This window comes from Kitasatospora sp. MMS16-BH015, assembly GCF_002943525.1.
In the GTDB taxonomy this organism is placed as follows: domain Bacteria; phylum Actinomycetota; class Actinomycetes; order Streptomycetales; family Streptomycetaceae; genus Kitasatospora.
Genome location: NZ_CP025394.1, coordinates 5053310 through 5073079, shown reverse-complemented (window position 1 = coordinate 5073079; position 19770 = coordinate 5053310). Strand labels below are relative to the sequence as shown.

19 protein-coding genes are annotated in these 19770 nt (G+C 73.3%); 11 read left to right on the top strand and 8 right to left on the bottom strand.

The window, feature by feature from the left end; translation table 11 throughout:
• The first annotated feature begins 146 nt into the window (after positions 1-146).
• Both CFP65_RS22040 and nagA read left to right on the top strand, forming a co-directional pair.
• A complete protein-coding gene (locus CFP65_RS22040; RefSeq protein ID WP_104817805.1) occupies positions 147-1094 on the top strand; it encodes an ROK family protein in 948 nt (315 codons plus the stop codon).
• Positions 1091-2269 (top strand): N-acetylglucosamine-6-phosphate deacetylase, encoded by a 1179-nt coding sequence (gene nagA / locus CFP65_RS22035; protein WP_104817804.1) that lies wholly within the window; start codon positions 1091-1093, stop codon positions 2267-2269. The genes CFP65_RS22040 and nagA overlap by 4 nt, the downstream gene beginning before the upstream one ends.
• 85 nt (positions 2270-2354) lie before the next feature.
• Here the strand turns inward: nagA and CFP65_RS22030 are convergent, their stop codons facing one another.
• Entirely contained in the window at positions 2355-3290 is a 936-nt protein-coding gene (locus tag CFP65_RS22030) for a hypothetical protein (RefSeq protein ID WP_158702309.1), read from the bottom strand.
• Between the two features lie 113 nt (positions 3291-3403).
• On the bottom strand, positions 3404-5242 hold the full coding sequence (locus CFP65_RS22025) for a diguanylate cyclase (protein ID WP_104817802.1): 1839 nt from the start codon (positions 5240-5242) through the stop codon (positions 3404-3406).
• A gap of 430 nt (positions 5243-5672) precedes the next feature.
• Between CFP65_RS22025 and CFP65_RS22020 the strand changes: the two genes are divergently transcribed.
• Together CFP65_RS22020 and CFP65_RS22015 are read left to right on the top strand one after the other, a co-directional pair.
• Entirely contained in the window at positions 5673-6209 is a 537-nt protein-coding gene (locus CFP65_RS22020) for a flavin reductase family protein (RefSeq protein ID WP_254552509.1), read from the top strand.
• A gap of 406 nt (positions 6210-6615) precedes the next feature.
• Positions 6616-7482, top strand: coding sequence for a LysR family transcriptional regulator (locus tag CFP65_RS22015; protein WP_158702308.1), 867 nt, complete (start codon positions 6616-6618; stop codon positions 7480-7482).
• Positions 7483-7555: 73 nt separating this feature from the next.
• Here CFP65_RS22015 and CFP65_RS22010 read toward each other — a convergent pair whose 3' ends face one another.
• The 4 genes from CFP65_RS22010 to CFP65_RS21995 form a co-directional block, all read right to left on the bottom strand.
• Entirely contained in the window at positions 7556-8824 is a 1269-nt protein-coding gene (locus tag CFP65_RS22010; protein WP_104817799.1) for an FAD-dependent monooxygenase, read from the bottom strand.
• Positions 8821-9075: a hypothetical protein gene (locus tag CFP65_RS22005; RefSeq protein WP_104817798.1), complete on the bottom strand. Its 255-nt coding sequence runs from the start codon at positions 9073-9075 to the stop codon at positions 8821-8823. Before CFP65_RS22005 ends, CFP65_RS22010 begins: the two co-directional genes overlap by 4 nt.
• Complete coding sequence (locus tag CFP65_RS22000; RefSeq protein ID WP_104817797.1) at positions 9072-9680, bottom strand: VOC family protein; 609 nt, start codon at positions 9678-9680, stop codon at positions 9072-9074. Before CFP65_RS22000 ends, CFP65_RS22005 begins: the two co-directional genes overlap by 4 nt.
• A 75-nt stretch (positions 9681-9755) precedes the next feature.
• Entirely contained in the window at positions 9756-11165 is a 1410-nt protein-coding gene (locus CFP65_RS21995) for an MFS transporter (protein WP_104817796.1), read from the bottom strand.
• 179 nt (positions 11166-11344) lie between these two features.
• Here CFP65_RS21995 and CFP65_RS21990 point away from each other — a divergent pair, with 179 nt between their 5' ends.
• Positions 11345-12220, top strand: a complete 876-nt coding sequence (locus CFP65_RS21990; RefSeq protein WP_104817795.1) for a LysR family transcriptional regulator — start codon at positions 11345-11347, stop codon at positions 12218-12220.
• 8 nt (positions 12221-12228) lie between these two features.
• Here the strand turns inward: CFP65_RS21990 and CFP65_RS21985 are convergent, their stop codons facing one another.
• A complete protein-coding gene (locus tag CFP65_RS21985) occupies positions 12229-13917 on the bottom strand; it encodes a class I adenylate-forming enzyme family protein (protein WP_158702307.1) in 1689 nt (562 codons plus the stop codon).
• 525 nt (positions 13918-14442) lie between these two features.
• On the opposite strand from CFP65_RS21985, the gene CFP65_RS21980 reads away from it, so the two are divergent.
• From CFP65_RS21980 to CFP65_RS21965, 4 genes are all read left to right on the top strand, one after another.
• Positions 14443-15252, top strand: coding sequence for a hypothetical protein (locus CFP65_RS21980; protein ID WP_104817793.1), 810 nt, complete (start codon positions 14443-14445; stop codon positions 15250-15252).
• A 79-nt stretch (positions 15253-15331) separates the two neighbouring features.
• Positions 15332-16030, top strand: a complete 699-nt coding sequence (locus tag CFP65_RS21975) for an O-methyltransferase (protein ID WP_104817792.1) — start codon at positions 15332-15334, stop codon at positions 16028-16030.
• Complete coding sequence (locus CFP65_RS21970; RefSeq protein WP_104817791.1) at positions 16030-17274, top strand: 3-deoxy-7-phosphoheptulonate synthase; 1245 nt, start codon at positions 16030-16032, stop codon at positions 17272-17274. Before CFP65_RS21975 ends, CFP65_RS21970 begins: the two co-directional genes overlap by 1 nt.
• Before the next feature lie 64 nt (positions 17275-17338).
• Positions 17339-17722, top strand: coding sequence for a putative quinol monooxygenase (locus CFP65_RS21965; protein WP_104817790.1), 384 nt, complete (start codon positions 17339-17341; stop codon positions 17720-17722).
• Positions 17723-17826: 104 nt separating this feature from the next.
• On the opposite strand, the gene arfB is transcribed toward CFP65_RS21965, so the two are convergent.
• Positions 17827-18264: an alternative ribosome rescue aminoacyl-tRNA hydrolase ArfB gene (gene arfB, locus CFP65_RS21960; protein WP_104821037.1), complete on the bottom strand. Its 438-nt coding sequence runs from the start codon at positions 18262-18264 to the stop codon at positions 17827-17829.
• 92 nt (positions 18265-18356) lie between these two features.
• Here arfB and CFP65_RS21955 point away from each other — a divergent pair, with 92 nt between their 5' ends.
• Together CFP65_RS21955 and CFP65_RS21950 are read left to right on the top strand one after the other, a co-directional pair.
• A complete protein-coding gene (locus CFP65_RS21955) occupies positions 18357-18854 on the top strand; it encodes a hypothetical protein (RefSeq protein ID WP_371682444.1) in 498 nt (165 codons plus the stop codon).
• Positions 18855-19019: 165 nt separating this feature from the next.
• Positions 19020-19595, top strand: a complete 576-nt coding sequence (locus tag CFP65_RS21950; protein WP_104817789.1) for a TerD family protein — start codon at positions 19020-19022, stop codon at positions 19593-19595.
• Positions 19596-19770 lie beyond the last annotated feature (175 nt).

Sequence of the window (19770 nt, the reverse complement as noted above, 5' to 3'; positions counted from 1 at the left end):
CGTACCGGGTATCAGGAAAGAAGGTTGCCGGAAAGCCTGAATCCACCCACGCCACCGCCAAAGGCGACAAACCTCACCCTCATGGACCAGACCAATCGCGCAACTGGACTAGACCTCTCCGACCTGGTCAAGGGAAACTGTCCACCGTGAAGCACGTCATCGCACTCGATGTAGGCGGCACCGGCATGAAGGCCGCGCTGCTCGCCCAGGACGGCTCCGTGCTGTTCGAAGCACGCCGACCGACCGGGCGGGAGCACGGCACCGACGCCGTCGTCACCGCCATCCTCGACTTCGCCGCCGACCTGGCCGCGGAGGGCCGCGCCCGCTACGGCGTCGCGCCCCTCGCGGCCGGCGTCGCCGTGCCGGGGACGATCGACGAGAAGAACGGCATCGCGGTGTTCTCCGCCAACCTCGGTTGGCGGGACCTCCCGATCCGCAAGCTCCTCGGCGAGCGGCTGGCCGAACCCGGCCGGCCGCTGATCCCGGTCGCGCTCGGTCACGACGTCCGCTCCGGCGGTCTGGCCGAGGGCCGGATCGGCGCCGGTCAGGGCGTCTCCCGCTTCCTCTTCGTCGCGCTGGGCACCGGCATCGCCGGGGCCATCGGCATCGACGGGCGGATCGAGGCTGGGGCGCACGGCTACGGCGGCGAGATCGGCCACGTGGTGGTCCGGCCCGGCGGGCCGGCCTGCGGCTGCGGGGCCCGGGGCTGCCTGGAGACCCTGGCCTCGGCCTCGGCCGTCTCCCGGGCCTGGGCCGCCGCGAGCGGCGACCCGGCGGCGGACGCGGCGGCCTGCGCCGCGGCCGTGGACGCCGGGGACGAGCGCGCGCTGGCCGTCTGGCGGACGGCCGTGGACGCCCTCGCGGACGGGATCGTGCTGGCCCAGAGCCTGCTCGACCCGGCCGTGGTGATCGTCGGCGGCGGCCTGGCCGAGGCGGGTGACACCCTCTTCACACCCCTGCGCGCGGCGGTCTCCGAGCGGCTGACCTTCCAGATGCCCCCGAAGGTCGTACCGGCCATGCTCAAAGACACCGCCGCATCCCTGGGCGCCGGTTTGCTCGCCTGGGATCTGCTCTCCATGGAGGTGACCGCGTGACAACCGCGGACCGTACTGCACTGGCCGGCGCCCGACTCGTCCTGCCGGGCGGCGTGATCGAGAACGGCCGGCTGGCCGTCGAGGGCGCCACCATCGCCGGGCTCGGGGGTGACCGTGAGCCGGGCGACATCGACCTGACCGGCCACACCGTCGTCCCCGGCTTCGTCGACCTGCACGTGCACGGCGGTGGCGGCGGCTCCTACTCGGCGGCCATCGCCGAGGAGGCGCAGCTCGTCGCCCGGACGCACCTGGAGCACGGCACCACCACCACGATGGCCTCCACGGTCACCGGCGAGATCGACGACCTGTGCCGCCAGGCCGCCGTGCTCTCCGAGCTGGTCGAGGACGGGGTGCTGGCGGGCATCCACTTCGAGGGTCCGTTCATCTCCCCCGGCCGCTGCGGGGCGCACCGCCCCGACCTGCTGCGCGACCCGGACCCGGCGGTGGTCCGCAAGCTGGTGGAGGCCGCGCGCGGCGCCGCGAAGATGTTCACCCTCGCGCCCGAGCTGCCCGGCGGGCTGGAGTCCGTCCGGATGCTGGCCGACCAGGGCATCATCGCCGCCGTCGGCCACACCGACTCGGACTACGCCAAGACCCTGGAGGCGATCACAGCCGGGGCCAGCGTCGCCACCCACCTGTTCAACGCGATGCCGGGCATCCAGCACCGCGCCCCGGGCCCGATCGTCGCCCTGCTCGAGGACGAGCGGGTCACCGTGGAGCTGATCAACGACGGCGTCCACCTGCACCCCTCGGTGCTCGACCTGGCCTACGGCACCGCCGGGGCCGAGCGGGTGGCGCTGATCACCGACGCGATGGGCGCGGCCGGGATGGGCGACGGGCTCTACCCGCTCGGCCCGCTCCAGGTGCGGGTCGAGAACGGCGTGGCCCGGCTGGTCGAGGGCGGCTCCATCGCGGGCTCCACCCTCACCCTGAACGTCGCGTTCAAGCGCTCCGTCACGGTCAACGGCCTGAGCCTCAACCAGGCCGTGCAGTCGCTCTCCACCGTCCCGGCCCGCCTGCTCGGCCTGGCGGACTCCATCGGCTCCCTCGAGGCGGGCAAGAACGCCGACCTCGTGGTGCTCGACTCCGACAGCTACGACCTGGTCGCGGTCATGCGCCGCGGCCGCTGGATCGTCGGGGCGGACCGCTTCTCCCGCGTGGCGCACGCGGCCTGAGCCGGAACGCACGAGGGGTGAGCAGCGGACTGCGTCCCGCTGCTCACCCCTCGTCCTGCGCTCGGCGCGGGTGGTCGCCCGGCGCTCAGCGCGGGTAGCTGCTCGCCGACATCGGCGTGATCGCCACCTGGTCGACCGGGACGGAGCCGCTGCCCCCGGCCGGGATGGACACCGTGAGGGTGTTCGTCCCGGCCTGCAGCTCCGGCCATATGTTGGTGGAGACCCAGGACTGGGTCGGGTCGCTGGACTTGGCCCAGTTCTTCAGCGTCACCCCGCCGTCCCGGTCCTTGCCGTTGACCGAGACGGCGGCCGGGACGTCGGCGCCGCTGTTGTTGTAGTGCAGCCAGAACTTGTACTGGCCGGCCGCGGCCACGCTGACCGTCCAGGTGATCGAGGCGCCCGGCTGGAGGGTCAGGTAGCTGCCGTCGGCCGAGATCGCGCCCTTGATCGCGCTGGCGCTGCTGGTGCCCTGGCCCTGCAGCTTGCTCGCGTCGGCGATCGGCGCGCTGGAGGCCGTCGGGGTGGCCGAGGGCGAGGCGGTCGCGGAGCTGGGCGCCGGGCTGGCCGGAGCGGCGGTGTGCTTGCCGCCGGCGTCGTTCGTGGTCTTGCCGCCACCGCCGCCGCTCAGCGCGATGCCGGCGCCGATCGCGATCGCGGCCACCACGGCCACCGCGCCGATCACCGCGGCCTTGCCCCGGCCGCCGCTCGGCCGGTCCTCGCCCGGCTGCGGGCGGGAGTGCTCGGCGTAGCGGTTGGGCTGGGCGGGCACGGTGGGCTGCTGCTGACCGTAGGGCGGCGGCTGCTGACCGTACGGGGGCTGCTGCGGCGGGTACTGCTGGCCGTACGGCTGCCCGTAGGCGGACTGCTGGCCGTACTGGGCGCGGCCGACCTCCATCGGGCGGCTGATCGCCCCGCGCGGCTGCTCCGCCGCCTCCTCGCCCGCCTGCGGACGGTAGAGGTACGCGAACGGATCCTCGTCCGCCGCTCCCTCGGGCGCTCCGTTCGTACCGGGCGTGGTCACGGCGTTCAACTCCCAGCGGTGGGCGCCGCGCACGGGCGGTCGTGCGGGCGGAATAGGGACAACTCGTACCGGGGAACCCTACCTTCCGCACCTGACGGGCCGGAAAGCGCCCGTCACCCCGCGCGGCGGTGCGAGCGCTCGCCGCGCGCGCCCCGGGCGGCGCCGCCCCGGGCCCGCTTCTCGTCGTACATCCGCTCGTCGGCGGCGTGCAGGACCTCCTCGATGGACATCCCGCAGCCGGCCCAGCCGATGCCCAGCGAGACGCCGACCCGGGTGGTCCGGTTGTCGATCCGCATCGGCGGGATGATCGCGTTCCGCAGCCGCCCGGCCAGGTCCTTGGCCTCCTCGCGGCCGATCCCGTCGGCCAGCACCACGAACTCGTCACCGCCGAGGCGGGCCACGGTGTCGCCCTCGCGGACGACCTGCTGCAGTCGGCGGGCCACCTCGATCAGCACCGAGTCGCCGGCCTTGTGGCCGAACCGGTCGTTGATCGACTTGAAGCCGTCCAGGTCGCAGAAGAGCACCGCCAGGCCCTTCTCCCCGCTGCCCGAGCGGAACGGGCCGCCCCACTCGCCCGGGGCCTCGCCGGGCACCACGGTGTGCACGTGGTCGGCCGGGCCGTCGGCACGGGCCGGCCGCTCGCCCGGGCGGGCCCAGGCGGCCGCCTCGGCGCCCTCGTAGCCGTGCGCGCCCTCGTAGCCGTGCGCGCCCTCGGGGGCCCCGTAGGCGTGCGTGAGGCTCCCGGGCACCCCGAGGCCGTCGAAGGCGCTGTGCGCGCTGTAGGAGACCCCCTGGGGGGCGTACGCGGGCTCGTCCAGGGGCGCGGGCGTGCCGTACAGCGGCGGGAGCGCCCCACCGACCGCCGGCGGGTGGGCGCAGAGCCGGCGGCCCAGCCGGGCCTTGAGCTCGGCGCTGTTGGGCAGGCCGGTGAGCGCGTCGTGGCTGGCCCGGTGGGCCAGCTGGAGCTCGTGGCGCTTGCGCTCCTCGATGTCCTCGACGTGGGTGAGCAGGAAGCTCGGGCCCTCGGCGGCGTCGGCCACCACCGAATTGCGCAGGCAGACCCACTGGTAGCCGCCGTCCCGGCGGGAGAGCCGCAGCTCGGCCCGGCCCCCCTCGGCACTGGTGCGCAGCAGCAGCTCCAGGTCGTCGGGGTGCACCAGATCGGCGAAGCACTGCTGGCGCAGGGTGGCCCGGGGGCGGCCGAGCAGCCGACAGAGCGCGTCGTTGACCCTGGTCAGCTGGCCCCGGCCGGCGCCGTGCAGCTCGGTGATGGCCATCCCGCTGGGGGCGTACTCGAAGGCCTGCCGGAAGCTCTCCTCGCTGGCCCGCAGCGCCTGCTGCTCCTTCTCCAGCCGGGCCAGCGCGCGCTGCATCTCGGCCCGCAGCCGGGCGTTGCCGATCGCGATCGAGGCCTGCAGCGAGAACATCTCCAGCGCCTCGCGGGTCCACGCCCCGGGCCGCTTGCCGCTGCGCGGGCGGTCCACGCTGAGCACCCCGAGCAGGTCGCCGCCGGCGCTGTACATCGGGGCCAGCAGGAAGTCGGCCGGGTGCCAGTCGTTGGCGTACACCGGCAGCGGGCCGTCGCCCGTCCAGGTCGGCAGGTCGCCGCCGATGGCCCAGCCCCGGTCGTGCGGCAGGAAGCGCAGCGTGCCCCAGTGGTCGCTCACCCCGAGCATCCGCTCCCAGGACTCCCGGGAGCCGACCTGGCCGAGCAGCACGGAGGGGCCGCCGAAGGCGCTCTCCTCCAGCTCCCAGACCGCGGCCACCACGAGGTCGCCGTCGGCCCGGACCAGGCTGACGGCGGCCGCGTCGAACCCGAGCCCGTGCACCGCGCCCTCGACCACGGCCTGCAACGTGCCCGCCAGGCTGCGGGCAGCGTTGAGGTCCGCCACGACCCGGTGCAAGGTACGGAGGGTCGCGAGGCGGACGTAAGGCTCCGACTCGGCTTCCATGCGGGGGCTCCCCGGCTGCTTCGGATAGTTCTTGATTGGTTATCGTCCGATTGCCAGAAGAACTGAATCACAGGGAGCACAGCGATAGGCACGCTCGGTCAACAATCGACCACCAGTTGTGACTCAACTCACACCGTGCACATGCTCATCGACTACTCATCCGCGTCAGTTCAGCTGCCAGATACCGGACGGATGCTGATGTATCCGGATATTCACGGTCAATGGGTGGTCGGCGACCATGCAGCGGGACTGAAGGCCGGTGCGGCCCGGCGGACCCGGCCCGCTCACCCCTGGGGGTGAGCCCGCCCACGTTCGGGCGAGCGCTCCGGCGGGTCGGCGCCCGTTCCGTCCCGTTCTGTGCCACCCCGCCTGCGGTCCTACGTCCCCCGCCCGATGCCGGACCGGCGGCCCGCCGACTAGCGTGCATCGGGTGTACACGTCCCCGCAGCACGCAGCCGCCCCTGTCGCCTCGCCCGACGAGTTCCGGGCCGCGCTCTCCCAGCTCGCCTCCGGCGTCGCGCTGGTGACCGCCCACGACCCCGAGGAGGGGGCCGAGGGCGGGGACGCCGGGATGACGGCCACCTCGTTCCTCTCGGTCTCGCTGGAGCCGCCGCTGGTGCTGATCTCGGTGCGCGAGGACTCCCGGATGGACGAGATCCTCGGCCGGGTCGACAGCTGGGCCGTCTCGCTCCTCGGCGAGGAGCAGCGCGCCCTGGCCTCCCGCTTCGCGATGAAGGGCCGGCTCAGCGACCGCCTGCTCTTCGCGGACACCCCGCACACCCGCGGCCCGCACACCGGCGCGCCCCTGGTCGAGGGTGCCCTGGCCACCGTCGAGTGCCGCACCGAGCAGCGCATCCCGGCCGGCGACCACGTCCTGGTCCTCGGCCGCGTGCTGGAGGCCCGCGTGCCCGGCCCGGCCGACCGCCCGCTCCTCTACTTCCGCGGCGGCTACCGCCAACTCGGCTGACCGACGTCACGGCGATCACGGCCGGGCATGCTGCGGCTGACCACCCCGGGGCCGCTGTTTGGCCACTCGCCGCGCCCCGACGCACCAGCCCGGGCACTCCGTCACCTCGCCGTCCGGCCGACCTCCGCGCACTGGCCGAATGACACCGGTCCGACCTCCTCGCCCGGGCCATGCGGACGGCGGCCCACCGGATCCCGCCCATCCGCATCGGGCCCGCCGCAGCTGGGGGCCGGTGCACCGGTCGGCGGCGCACCAGCTCCGCCGGACGGACACCCGCGCGATCCGGTCACGAATAGATGCACCTCTACACCAACCAATGACTATGCGACGATGAGTTCGTTCACCTCTCCAATTCGGGGGACGGCATTCCGGAGGTAGCCGCCCAGAGAAGGGTGTGGGGGCTTTGTTGCAACGTGACATCGAAGTGAAGCTTTTACGGGCCCTGGTCGCCGTCGTCGACGAGGGCGGTTTCGCCCGCGCCGCACAGGCGCTGCACGTGACGCAGCCGACCATCAGCCAGCAGATCCAGCGCCTGGAGAGCGTCGTCGAAACGCCGCTGTTCCACCGGACCAGACGGCCCCTCAGACTCTCCCCGGTCGGCCGGGAAGTGGTGGCGCACGCGCGCCGGGTGCTCCTGCTGAACACCGAGGTGCTCAGCACGGTATCGGCGCTGCGCACCCAGGAACGACTGAACATGGGCTGCTCGGTCCATTTCGCCGACGGGCTGAGCACCATGCTCGCCCAGCTTTCACTGGACCGCCCGCAGCTGTGCTGCGCGGTGACCACCGGAATGAGCGAGGAACTCGCCGGGAAGATCGCCGCGGAGGAATTGGACGCCGCCATTCTGCTCGGCGCGGAAACCTCCCGCGGCGAAATGCTGGGACGGGTGCGGCTGAGCTGGTTCGGCCAGGCGCCGGCCCTGCCGGGCGGGGAATTCCCGGTGGCCCTGGTCGGCGGCGGTTCGGCCCTGAGCCGGCGGGTCGTCGAGACCCTCGCCGAGCACCGGGTCCGCTGGCGGGCCGCCCCCTGGTGCGCCGATCCGCTGGCCGTCCGGGCCGCCGTCGGGGCCGGTCTGGCCTACACCGTGCTCCCGGCCGGCGCGCACCACGGCGATCCCTCGCTCCGGCCGGTGCCGGCCGGCCTGCTCGGCCCGGAGCCGGAGCCGCTCCCGGTCCACCTGGCCTTCTCCCCCTCGGCGGGCGACTCCCTGGTGGACGCCGCCCGGGCCGCCGCCCGGGCGATGCTCAAGGACCTCCCGCTCTCCCTGCCGTGACCGTCGGCCCCGGGACGGCGTCGAGCGCGTGGCCGGCCGTCGCGGCCGACCACGCGCTCCGTCGTACGGCGGGTCAGTAGGAGGTCTTGGCCGCCCCGCGCGCCGCCAGCTTCGGCCCGTAGGGCGCCGAGTCCAGCCAGGCGCCGGCCTTGCGGCCGGCCACGGCCACCGCCGCAGCCGCCCGCCGCCGCAGCCAGACCGACGGGCGCTGCGCCAGCATGTGCTCCAGGGCGGTGCTCGCGCAGGCCCGGTTGTAGCGGGCGGCCTCCTGCCGCTCCGCGGCGAAGCGGTCGACCTCGGCCGCGGCCGCCGGGCGGCCGGGGGCGGCCAGCGCACCCTGGACGGCCCGCACGGCCCGGATCGCGTCCGGGATGCTGGAGTTCATCCCGCGCGCGCCGAACGGGGCGAACAGGTGCGAGGCCTCGCCGGTCAGCAGCACCCGGCGGTGGGTGTCGGTGAAGTGCTCGGCCACCTGCTGGGCGAACCGGTAGGTCGACACCCAGCGCACCCGCTCGCCGTACGAGGCGGGCATCACCTTGGGGATCCACCGCCGCAGCCCCTCGGGCGAGACGTACTGCTCGGGGTCGTCGTCGACCAGCAGGTTGAGGTCCACCCGCCAGCCGCCCGCGAACGGCACCATCAGCACGTTCCGGCCACCGACGGCGGGGTGGTTGTAGTGGAAGACCCGCTCCAGCGGCAGCGGGTGGGCCGGGTCGTCCTCGAGGTCGACCACCACGAAGGTGTTCTGCGAACGCGGCCCCTCCAGCGGGCTGCCGATCGCGGCGCGCAGCGGCGAGCGCGAGCCGTCCGCCGCGATCACGTACTCGGCCCGCCACTCGGTGCCGGCGGCGTCCACCAGCCGCACCCCGTCCGGGCCGCTCTCGGCCGACTTCACCTCCACGCCCCAGCGGAAGTCCACCCCCGCCTCGCGGCAGGCGGCGGCCATCAGGTCCTCGGTGACCACCTGCGGCAGGCTGGTGAACGGCGGCAGGCCGTCCTTGGTGACCGGTGCGTAGGTGCGGGTGTAGATCTCCTTGCCCGCCCAGAACGACCGCTTGGTGGCCCACATCAGGCCACGTCCGGCGATCTCGTGGCCGAGGCCGGGCCGGAGCTCCTCCAGGGAGCGCAGTGACGCTCCGTGCAGGTAGGCGGCGCGGCTGCCCGGGCGGACGGTGTCCGCGGTGCGCCGGTCGAGGACCGTCGCGGGCAGGCCGGCGGCGCGCAGCGCCAGGGCCGCGCTGAGCCCGGCCGGGCCCGCGCCGACCACCAGCACCGGGTGGCGGCCGGTCGGAGCGGCACCCGTCGGACCGGAACCCGCAGAACCGGAAGCTGAGTTGCTCACTGTCCCTCCTTCACCAGGTGGAGCGTCTCGGAGTCGAACGAGCCGATGCGTGCGTCGAGTCCGCCGGTCAGGGCGGCGTGCCAGACGGCGGTGCGGATGCCGGTGCCGGCCCGACTGATCGTCACTTCGTCTGCTGCGGTCGAGAGTTCGACGTAGTCGCCGATCCGGCGGGACGTCATCCGGGCGGCCTCGGCGGCGCGCACCAGGGGCACGAACTCGGGTACGTCGAGGACGTACAGGGCGAGCGTCATGCGGCCGCCACCTCCGCGTTCTTGCGCACCAGTTCGGCCTTGCGCTGCCAGAGCGCCTGGGCCGAGGGGGCCGGGGACTCGGCCACGTCGAAGAGTGCGCGGAGCGTCAACTCGGCGTCCCGGGCGTCGATCCCGGACATCTCGCGGAGCGGGCGGGTGATCTCCAGCTGGATGCCGTTGGGGTCGTCGAAGTAGATCGACTCGATCAGTTCGTGCGGCAGCGGCGGGGTGACCCGCACCCCGTGGGCCTTCAACCGGTCGCGCCAGGCCAGCAGTTCGGCCTCGGTCTCGACGTGGAAGGCGATGTGCCGGGAGCGGTGCATGAGGTCGCTCGGCGCCTCCTCCTCCGGCAGGCCGAAGTAGTAGAAGAAGGCGATCCGGTTGCCCCGGCCCAGGTCGAAGAAGAAGTGCACGAAATCCGGGTAGTCCTCGGTGACCCAGCCGGTCGCGGTGATCGCGTGCACCAGGGGCAGACCGAGCACCCGGGTGTAGAAGTCGTGGGTCTCGCGGGGCCTCCAGGTGACGAAGGCCAGGTGATCGACCCCGTCGACCCGGAGGGCCTGCCGGGCGGCTGCGGGCCGGGCGGAGGGTGCGGTGGTTGCCAATGTTCCTCCTGGAGGTGGGGCCGGCGGAGGCAGCGCCGCCCGCACGGGGGCGACGGGCGGCGCTGCCCTCCGGCGTCAGGCTGCGGGGGACTTGGAGCGCAGGCCGGTGGCGGAGATGACCGCCCCGACCAGCAGGGCCACGCCGCCGACGATCAGGGCCTGCTCGGTGCCGGCCGCACTGGACGAGGCGAGGTTGAGGATCACGCCCAGGATCGCGACACCGAGCGAAGCACCCACCTGCCGGGCGGAGTTGAGCGTGCCGGCGCCGATGCCGGCCAGCTCGGTCGGGACGGTGCCGGCCACCCCGGCGACCAGCGCGGGCAGGGCGAAGGAGACGCCGAACCCGAAAGCCAGCAGACCGACGATGGTGGCGGCCAGCCCGAGGCCGGAGTTGTCGGTGAACGGGGCCTGGACGAGGGCGCCCACGGCCATCAGCACGAAGCCGATGGTGGCCGGGCGGCGCGATCCGATCCGGCCGACCAGGCGGCCGGTGAAGATCGGGTTGAAGGCGGTGGGCAGGGTCAGCGGCAGGAAGGCCAGACCCGCGGCGATCGAGGAGTAGTTCCGGCCGTCCTGGAAGTACAGCGAGAGCACGAACAGCAGCCCGGAGAGGCCGAAGTTGGCCAGCAGACCGGCCACCAGGGCGGCCGAGAAGCTCTTGTTGCGGAACATCCGCAGCGGCAGCATCGCGGCGTCGCCGGCCCGCTTCTCGGCGCCGAGGAAGACGGCGGCCGCGACCACGGCGAGCGCGAAGGCGATCACCACCCCGGTCGAGCCCCAGCCCTTGTCCGGGCCCTCGATCAGCGCGTACACCAGGGCTGCCAGGGCGACCACGCCGGTGACCTGGCCGGGCAGGTCCAGCCCGCTGCGCTGCTTGCGGGCCGTCTCCGGGGCGAGCTTGGCGGTGATGGCGAAGCTGACCAGGGCCAGCGGCACGTTGATCAGGAAGATGGCGCGCCAGCCGACCGTCTCGGTCAGCACGCCGCCCACCACCGGCCCGGCGGCGAGCGCCGCACCCGTGATGGCCGCCCAGGACCCGACCGCGCGGGCCCGCTCGGCGGGCACGGTGTAGACGTTGGTGATGATGGCCAGCGAGGCCGGGAGCAGCAGCGCTCCGGCGATGCCCAGGGCCAGCCGCAGGACGACCAGCGTGGAGAGGTTGGTGGCCAGGGCCGAGACGCCGGAGAGCACCCCGAAGGCCACCAGCCCGGTGAGGAAGGTCCGCCGGCCGCCGAAGCGGTCCGACAGCCAGCCCGCGGTGAGCAGGAGGGCGGCGAAGGTGATGGTGTATCCGTTGGTCACCCACTGGAGCCCGCTCATCCCGACGTGCAGGTAGCGCGAGATTGCGGGTAATGCCACCGAGACGATCGTCATGTCCAGCAGGACCATGAAGTAGCCGAGCGAGAGCCCGATCAACAGGGTGCGGGACGGCTTGTCGGGTCGTTCGGGTGCGACGACGGGCTGCGGAACGGCCTGCGTGGCCATGTCTTCTCCTCGGTTTCCGAATGCGATTTCCGTCCCCGAGCCGTTCAGCCAGGAGCGCGTGAATCCATTGAACCGGACGGGGAACGGGAGTTGGGGCCGGTTTGGGGGTGGTGACGAGAGGAATGCGCTATGGGTACCATCGGCTCAGTCGATAGGTCGTCCAGGGGGGCTTCGGGCTCGTGGAACTGCGTCATCTTCGAACGTTCGAAACCGTCGCGCGGACACTCAGCGTGACGCAGGCGGCCAAGGAGCTCCATTACGCGCAGTCCAGCGTGAGCGATCAAATCCAGTCACTCGAGCGCGAACTGGGCGTGGAGCTGATCGACCGGTCGCAGCGCCGGATTCGACTGACCACGCAGGGGGCGATCCTCTCGGAGTACACGGAGAGCATCCTCAAGCTGATGGAGGACGCCCGGTTCGCGGTCTCCCGGCCCGGTACCGAGCTGGCGGTGGGCACCCTGGAGACGGTGGGCATGCACCTGCTGCCCGGGGTGCTCTCGCACTACCGCGAGCTGTACCCGCAGACCAGGGTGCGGGTCGGGCAGCTCAACCGCGGTGACCTCTACCAGGCCGTGCGCCGGGGCGAGATGGACCTCTGCCTGACCTTCGGCCGTCCGCCGGCCGACGCGGGCCTGTCTTCGGAGACGCTGGCCGACGAGCCGCTGGTCGTCATCGTGCCGCCGGGCCACCGCCTGGCCGAGCGCGGCCGGGCCGACCTGGCGGAGCTGGCCCGGGAGCCCTTCCTGGCCACCGAGCAGGGCTGCGGCTTCCGGGAGATGTTCGACTCCGCCTTCGCCGGCACCGTCGCGAAGGAGCCGGTCGCGGAGGTGTCGAGCATCGGCACGCTCGGCGCCTGCGTGGCCGCCGGGATGGGCTGCGCCCTGCTGCCGATGATCTCGGTACGGGCCCAGGCCGGCCGCGGCGAGGTGGCCGTGGTGGAGATCGGCGACACCGATCTGCGCACCGAGGTGACCATGACCTGGCTGGACCGCAACGCCGCCAACCCGAACCTGATCAACTTCCAGACCGTGCTCCGCAAGCAGCTGGGCGGCTGACCGCGGGCTCACCGCCGCACCTCCCCGAGCTCGGCCCGCATGGTCCCCGCAGCACCGCCCGCAGCACCGCCCGCGAGCTCGCCGGTCTCCGCGATGGCCGCCAGCCGGGCGCGGGCGATCTTGCCGGTCACCGTGGTCGGCAGCCGGTCGACGAGGACCAGCTGCTCGGGCAGCTTGTAGGTGGCCAGGCCCTTGCGGGCCAGGTGGCCGGTGACCTCCTCGAGGGTCAGCTCGGTGCCCTGGTGCAGGGCGGCCAGCAGGCAGGAGCGCTGACCCAGCCGGGGGTCGGGCCGGGCCACCACCGCGTGCTGGGCCAGCTGCGGCAGGTCGCCCAGCAGCTCCTCCACCTCCAGCGCGCTGAACTTCAGCCCGCCGCGGTTGATCAGCTCGCCGGTGCGGCCCCGGTAGCTCACCGTGCCGTCGGGGTTGAGGGCGGCCAGGTCGCCGGAGCGCAGCCAGCCGTCGGCCGTGAGCGCGGCCCGGGTCAGCCCGGGCGCCCGCAGGTAGCCCTGGAACATGTAGGGGCTGCGGTACTGGAGCTCCCCGGTCTCGCCCGGCCCGGCGGGTGCGCCGCCCGGGCCGAGCACCCGGACCTCGCCGCCGGAGACCGGCCGCCCCAGGGTGAGCACGGCCTCCGGCGGGTCGTCCGGCCGCAGGCAGGTGCCCGCCCCGATCTCGGTCATCCCCCACTGCACCACCAGCCGCGCCCCCAGCATCCGCCGCACGCCCTCGGCCAGCTCGCGGGGCACCGGCGCACCGCCGGTGCGCACCTCCCGCAGGCCGAGCGGCGGGCCGGCGGGCACGGCCCCCGCCGACAGGGCGGTCAGGTCGCGCAGCTGGGCCGGCACCGCGAAGGCGGCGGTGGCCGCGGTGGTGCGCAGGGTGTCGAGGAAGCGCCGCGCGTCCCACCCGTCGAAGAGGCCGACCCGGCCGCCGACCACCAGGGCCAGGTGCACCGAGAGCAGGCCGAAGGCGTGGCTGAGCGGGCTCGCGGAGACGACCGTGTCGGCCGAGCCGAGGCCGCTGTCGGCCGCCACGGCCGCCGCGTTGCCGAGCAGGCCGCCGTGGCTGTGGACGCAGAGCTTCGGGTGCCGGGAGGTCGTCCCCGAGGAGGCGAGCAGCATCAGCGGGCTCCGCGGGTCCGCCGGGGGGTCGGGGAGCGCCGCGGCCGGCCCGGGGGCCGGGTCGAGCAGCTCGGCCGTGCTCGGTAGCCCGGCGCTCCCAGCGCTCCCGGCGCTCGGGCCGCTCCCGGCGCTCGGGCCGCTCCCGGCGCTCGGGTCGCTTGGGTCGCTCGGGTCGCCGGAGAGCCAGACGTGACGCAGCGTGGTGCACCGCGTCCGCAGCTCGACCGCCTCCGCGACGCGGTCGCGGCCCCGGTGGGCGCCCCGCAGCACCAGCGCCACCGCGCCCGACTGGTCCACCAGGGACCGCACCTCGTGGACTCCGTACGCGGAGTGCAGCGGCAGCAGGAGCACGCCCAGCCGGGCGGTGGCGGCGTGCAGCACCACCAGCTCCCAGCCGTTCGGCAGTTGGGCCGCCAGGACGTCACCGGCCCGCAGCCCCCGGCCGTACAGGGCGCCGGCCGTCCGTTCGGACTGTTCCAGGCAGTCGCGCCAGCTCCGCCAGCGGTGCCCGTCCCAGATCGCGGGGCCCGGACGGCGGGCGGCCGCGCGCTCCAGCGCTTCGGTGAACGTCACTTCGGTGAACGTCGGGATTTTTCTCGTCGATTCCATCAGGGGAGCGCTCACGAGGTTCCTCCGTCGGGCGGCAGGACGAAAAGTCAGTGCTCTGCTGCACGGATTCTGCGCGCAATTCGAACGGACCGTCCAGCGCGTGCCGATAAGGAATCCCGATCCGCCCGGCGCGGCACCCGCCGATAAGAGTCCCCTATAACGCGACCACCGGGCGGTGCGCACTCCTTCCCGATCACCGCGGTTCGGCTCGGCCGATGCCATTGATCGGCGCCGGCGAACGACTGCGGGCGAAATCCCGGACGAGCTTAAGGAAAATCAATCCAGATCGCCGGGGAATGACGTTCGGCCACACCGATGGATGTCATCGACAAAGCCGAAACAGCCGTCTTCTGGCGATCATTCCGCACATCTGCCGAGGTCACCCGGGTCGGGGGCCTGGAATTCCCGGTCCGGACGGCATTTTCGGGGCTTGCAAATCGGCGGAACGGCGCCACAGAATTCCGGGGTGTCCTGAGGCAGGAGGTTTGGATGTCCATTTCCCACCCGTCCGGCAAGGCAGCCGAACGGCTGAGGCCCCTCGGCCGAATCCCCGGGGACGGCGCTTTCTCCGTCGCCGACCTGCACCAGCTGGACGAGGCGGTCCGCGACGCCCGACTCGCTTCGACCGCATCGGCGACCGCACTGCTCGCCCCGGTCGTCGCGGACGGGGACGCCACGTCCCTGACCGAGCGGTCCTGCGTGTTCGACCACTGCGGCGTGCTGCTCTTCCCCCGCACCCTGGAGGCCGGGCTCCGGGAGCTGGAGCGGCTCGGTCTGGCCCCGCTCCCGGCGGTGCCGAGCACGGTGGTCCGCCGCCGACTGATCGAGCGGTACGGGCTCGAGCCGGCGGACTGCGAGGTGCACCTCACCCGGCTCCACCTCGACCTGCCCGACGGACGCCGGCACGGCGCGGTCGAGGTCTTCCTCTTCCCCCGCGACAGCCGGGCGTTCCACCCCCGGATCGAGGAGTCGGAGGTGGCGCACGGGTTCGAGCAGCACACCGCGTTCGTGGTGACCGAGCCCAGCCCGCCGCTGCTCGCCGCACTCGTCGCCGCCTGGCGCACCGAGGCCGGGCTGCTCCGGGAGGGCGGCGGGCACAACCCGCACGAGGGAGGACCGCAGGGTTCCACCGTCATGTACTTCGTCCGGGGGCACGAACGGCCCGCGCGCCGCCGCCGGTTCGAGCTGCACTGCGCCGGCGACCTCCGGGAGTTCACCGAGCGGCTCCCGGTGGAGACCGAGGCGGTCGGCCGCGCCTACACGGCCTGGCGGCCCGCCCGGCCGGACATCCCCGCCTGAACCACCCCACGGCCCAGCGCACTTCGGGCCCGGCTTCGCGAGACCAGCGTCCCATCCCACCTACACGGGAGAAGAATCCATGCTGCGCAACGACACCCTGAGCGCCCGGAACCTGGCCCTCACCCCCGAGCTGCACACCTACCTCCTCAACCAGGGCCGGATGACCCCCGACCCGCTGCTGGCCGAGCTGATCGAGCGGACCAGGGCCGCCATCCCGGACCAGGCGCACATGACGGTCGCGCCCGAGGAGGGCGCGCTGCTGACCTTCCTGGTGAAGCTGCTCGGCGCCGTCAACATCGTCGAGGTGGGCACCTTCACGGGGTACTCCTCGCTCTGCCTGGCCCGGGGGCTGCCCGAGCACGGCTCGCTGGTCACCTGCGACGTCTCGGCCGAATGGACGGCCCTCGCCCTGGAGTTCTGGGGCCGGGCCGGAGTGGCCGACCGGATCGAACTGCGGCTCGGCGACGCGCTGGAGACGCTCCGCACGATGTCGCCGAAGCCGCACCTGGACCTCGCCTTCATCGACGCCGACAAGCCCGGCTACATCGGCTACTGGGAGGAGCTGGTGCCGCGGCTGCGGCCGGGCGGGCTGCTGCTGGTCGACAACACCCTCTTCAACGGCGAGGTGATCGACGAGCACCCGGGCGAGAAGCCGGCCGCCATCCGCGCGTTCAACGAGCACGCCCGCCGGGACAGCCGGGTCGAGCTGGTCATGCTGCCGCTGGCGGACGGTCTGACCATGGCCCGGCGGCTGCCGTCCGTCGACCTCCCCGCCTGATGACCGGCCTGACGACGCTCGACTCGCCCGTCGACCTCGACGAGCACCTCCCGCTGGACCTCGACACGGCCGTGCAGCAGCCGTCCTGGGCGGATCCCGTCCGGGCGGCGGCCACCCGCGCCGAGCTGGCCCGGCTGCCCGGGCTGGTCACCGACGAGGAAGTCCGCCAGCTGCGGGCCCTGTTGGCGGAGGCGGCGAGCGGCCACTACGAGGTCATCCAGGCCGGCGACTGCGCCGAGGACCCGGCGGAGTGCGACCCCTCGACGGTGATGCGCAAGGCCGGGCTGCTCGACGCCCTGGCCGGGGTGATGGTGGCCGGCACCGGCAGACCGGTGCTGCGGATCGGCCGGATCGCCGGGCAGTTCGCCAAGCCGCGCAGCACCGACACCGAGCTCGTCGACGGGGTCGAACTCCCGGTCTACCGGGGACACTTGATCAACGGCCCCGAGCCGACCCCGGCGGACCGCCGGGCCGATCCCCGGCGGATGCTGGACTGCTACCACGCCGCCGCGGCGGCCGTGACGCACCTGCGGCAGCGCACCAGCGCCTGGACCCTGCCCAGCGGGGCCCCGGTCTGGACCAGCCACGAGGCACTGGTCTTCGACTACGAGCTGCCGCTGCTGCGGCGGGCGGCGAGCGGTCGGATCCTGCTGACCTCCACCCACCTGCCCTGGATCGGCGAGCGGACCAGACAGCCGGACGGCCCGCACGTGATGATGCTGGCCCGGATCGCCAACCCGGTCGCCTGCAAGGTCGGCCCGACCATGCGGCCGGAGGAGCTGCTCGCCCTCTGCGCCCGGCTCGATCCGGAACGCGAGAGCGGCCGGCTCACGCTGATCTCCCGGATGGGGGCGGACGCGGTCTCCACCGCGCTCCCCCCGCTGGTCACGGCCGTCCAGGAGGCCGGCCACCGGGTCGTCTGGCTCTGCGACCCGATGCACGGCAACACCGTCAAGTCACCGAGCGGCGCGAAGGTCCGCTCGGTCCGCACGCTGGCCGCCGAGGTGCTGGCCTTCCGACAGGCCGTCACCGAGGCCGGCGGCACCCCCGCCGGGCTCCATCTGGAGACCACCCCGTTCGACGTGGCGGAGTGCGTCTGGGGCGACCCCGCCGAACTCGGGACGCAGGCCCCCGGACCGGCTCGCCGGGCCGCCGCGCCCTCCCACTGCGACCCCCGGCTCAACCCGGCCCAGGCCGTCGAACTGGCCCGCACCTGGGCCGACCCGCTGCCGCGGCCCACCTGAGCCCCGCCCGTCGAACCGACCCACCGAAAGCCCCTGGCCGACCCGAGAGAGAAGGACCGATCCCATGAGCGAGACCATCCTGCGCACCGACGACGGCGCCACCTTCATGATCAACTGCCTGGACGTCGAGCCGGAGAAGCAGAAGGAACTGGCCGAGGTGATGAGCGAGGGCGCCGAGAAGTACATCCGGCACCGCCCGGGCTGCCTCTCGGTGAACGTGCTCACCAGCAACGACGGCAAGCGCGTGCTCTACATCGCCCAGTGGCGCAGCAAGGCCGACATCAAGGCGACCCTCTCCGACCCGAACGTCCAGGCCGTCCGCGACCGCGCCTCCGAGCTGGCCAAGCCGGACGCCCACGCCTACACGGTCTACGCCCTGCACCACCCGGACCCGGAGACCCCGGAGACCCCGGAGACCTCGGAGACGCCGGAGACGCCGGTCGTCTGACCCCCCTCGTCCGGGTGGGTGGGCCGCTCCCCTGGCTCCGCGCGGCCCACCCACCCTTCCGGGAGCAGCACCCCCTCCCGGGAGCAGCACCGCGCGGCCGGGTGTCACCACTGCACGCGGCCGCGGCCCTGCTTGAGCGTCGCACGGTGCTTCTTGTTCTCCAGCCGGCGCTCGACCATGCCCCGGCTCGGCTTGGTGGCCCGGCGGGCCTTCGGCGGCGGGGCCGTGGCCTCGCCGAGCAGGGCGGCCAGGCGGGCGGCGGCGACCTCGCGGTTGCGCCACTGCGAGCGGTGCTCGGAGGCCCGGACCACCAGGTACCGGCCGTCCACCAGGCGGCCGGCCAGCCGCTCCAGGGCGCGCTCCTTCCACACCGGCGGCAGGGCGGCCGAGGCCGCCAGGTCGTACCGCAGCTCCACCTGGGTGTCCGAGGTGTTCACGTGCTGTCCGCCGGGGCCGGAGGACCGCGAGAAGCGCCAGACGAGCTCGGCGTCCGGGACGGCCACCGACCCCCGTACGCGAATGGGCTCAGTCATGCCGCCCATCATCCCGCGCCCGCCCCGGCCGGTCACCCGGTTATCCACAGTCCGCCCGGCCACGGCCCCGCCGGTGCCGCGCGCCCCCGGGGTGCCGGACAATGACGGGTGTGATCGAGCTCGGCTACTCCCTCTCCAACCGCTTCCCGGACCCGCCGCAGACGGACTACCGCTCCGCCTCCGTGCGCAGCCTCCGGTACGACCTGTTCTGCGGCGACATCTGGCTGGAGGCGGACGGCGTCGACCTGTCCACAGGCTGGGGATGGGTGCCGGTGCTCGACTTCGCCTGGGCCCTCTGCGACACGGTCGAGCAGCTCGACCTGGACCCGCAGGGCAGCCGGGCCGCCCGGGTGCAGACCTACGACCTGGACTTCACCCAGAACACCGAGCTGCTCCGCTTCGCCCGCCGGTTCGGCCTGGTCGAGATCAGCGCCACCTGGCTGCCGGACGAGCCGCCGGCCGTGGTGCGCCACGCCGACCTCCGCCGGGAGGCCCGGGACTTCCTCCAGGACGTGCTCGCCGACCTCGGAGACCTGCACGACGGGCTGGCCGACAACCCCAACGTGTGGACCGTCCAGGGACGCTTCCCGCGCGTCTGACCCTGAGTCTTCCCTGATCCCGGGCGGACGTGGAACCATCCCAGCGTCGCACCGCGTTCTTCCGGGCAGAAGCGACGAAACGCGCAAACGCGCGGCGTTCAACGTGCAGCGTTCAACGTGCAATGTGCAGCGTTCAACGTGCAAGCGACGAAGGGACACACCAGCATGCCTGTGAGCCTCTCCAAGGGTGGCAACGTCTCGCTGACCAAGGAGGCCCCCGGCCTGTCCGCCGTCACCGTCGGCCTGGGGTGGGACGTCCGCACCACCACCGGCGCCGAGTTCGACCTGGACGCCAGCGCCATCGTGCTGAACGAGGGCGGCAAGGTGCTCTCCGACGGGCACTTCGTGTTCTTCAACAACACCAGCTCCCCGGACGGCACCGTCGTCCACACCGGCGACAACCGCACCGGCGAGGGCGCGGGCGACGACGAGTCGATCAACGTCAACCTGGCCGGCCTGCCGGCCGAGGCCGTCAAGGTCGTCTTCCCGGTCTCGATCTACGACGCCGTCTCGCGCGGGCAGAACTTCGGCCAGGTGCGGAACGCCTACATCCGCGTGCTCAACGCCGCCGGCGGCGCCGAGATCGCCCGCTACGACCTCTCCGAGGACGCGGCCACCGAGACCGCGATGATCTTCGGCGAGCTCTACCGCAACGGTGCCGAGTGGAAGTTCCGCGCGATCGGCCAGGGCTACGCCTCGGGGCTCTCCGGCATCGCGCAGGACTTCGGCGTCAACCTCTGATGCCTTACCCCTGGATCATTCTTACCCTGGTGGCAAGTTTGCTGTGAGCCCATTCTTACCCTGCCCGTAAATCTGCGCTTCGCGCATTTTTGCCACCAGGGCAAAGTTAGCCCGGGCCTGCCGTACGCACGGCGCCCACCGCACGAACGAACGACAGAGGGCCCGCTCCCCCGAC

Bases quoted from the DNA above. Each gene is read 5' to 3' on its own strand.
- CFP65_RS22005 (WP_104817798.1), bottom strand. From the start codon at position 9,075: ATGACGCTCGCCCTGTACGTCCTCGACGTACCCGAGTTCGTGCCCCTG.
- CFP65_RS21980 (WP_104817793.1), top strand. From the start codon at position 14,443: ATGTCCATTTCCCACCCGTCCGGCAAGGCAGCCGAACGGCTGAGGCCC.
- CFP65_RS21970 (WP_104817791.1), top strand. From the start codon at position 16,030: ATGACCGGCCTGACGACGCTCGACTCGCCCGTCGACCTCGACGAGCAC.
- CFP65_RS21950 (WP_104817789.1), top strand. From the start codon at position 19,020: ATGCCTGTGAGCCTCTCCAAGGGTGGCAACGTCTCGCTGACCAAGGAG.
- CFP65_RS22025 (WP_104817802.1), bottom strand. From the start codon at position 5,242: ATGGAAGCCGAGTCGGAGCCTTACGTCCGCCTCGCGACCCTCCGTACC.
- CFP65_RS21955 (WP_371682444.1), top strand. From the start codon at position 18,357: ATGACGGGTGTGATCGAGCTCGGCTACTCCCTCTCCAACCGCTTCCCG.
- CFP65_RS21965 (WP_104817790.1), top strand. From the start codon at position 17,339: ATGAGCGAGACCATCCTGCGCACCGACGACGGCGCCACCTTCATGATC.
- CFP65_RS21975 (WP_104817792.1), top strand. From the start codon at position 15,332: ATGCTGCGCAACGACACCCTGAGCGCCCGGAACCTGGCCCTCACCCCC.
- arfB (WP_104821037.1), bottom strand. From the start codon at position 18,264: ATGGGCGGCATGACTGAGCCCATTCGCGTACGGGGGTCGGTGGCCGTC.
- CFP65_RS21995 (WP_104817796.1), bottom strand. From the start codon at position 11,165: ATGGCCACGCAGGCCGTTCCGCAGCCCGTCGTCGCACCCGAACGACCC.